The following is a 216-nucleotide window of genomic DNA, read 5'->3' as shown; positions in this document are numbered from 1 at the left end:
GTCGAGAATTCTCGGGCCTTTGCCATCCAGCCAACCTTTCCCCTCGGCTCTGGGCCGTTTCATGCGGCTGGCCAGCCAGGGAACGTGTGCGATGCCCTTGCGGGTGTCTTTGCTGATGCTGCGCCCGACAGTTGGGGGCGCAGGCTTCTTGAGCGTGCCTACGGCAATGGGCTTTCCGGGGCGATGGCGCGTCATTATGAGGCCGCCTTCATAAAC

At 62.5% G+C, this 216-nt stretch carries 1 protein-coding gene; it reads right to left on the bottom strand.

The features are described from left to right. On the bottom strand, positions 1 to 195 hold a 195-nt coding region (locus tag B7449_RS22155), incomplete at its 3' end, for a hypothetical protein (protein ID WP_209426767.1). Between the last annotated feature and the right edge of the window lie 21 nt (positions 196 to 216).

This window comes from Komagataeibacter intermedius TF2 (genome assembly GCF_000964425.1).
Lineage (GTDB): Bacteria > Pseudomonadota > Alphaproteobacteria > Acetobacterales > Acetobacteraceae > Komagataeibacter > Komagataeibacter intermedius.
Note: the sequence above shows the minus strand (reverse complement) of the source record. Positions and strands in the feature narration are given on the sequence as shown.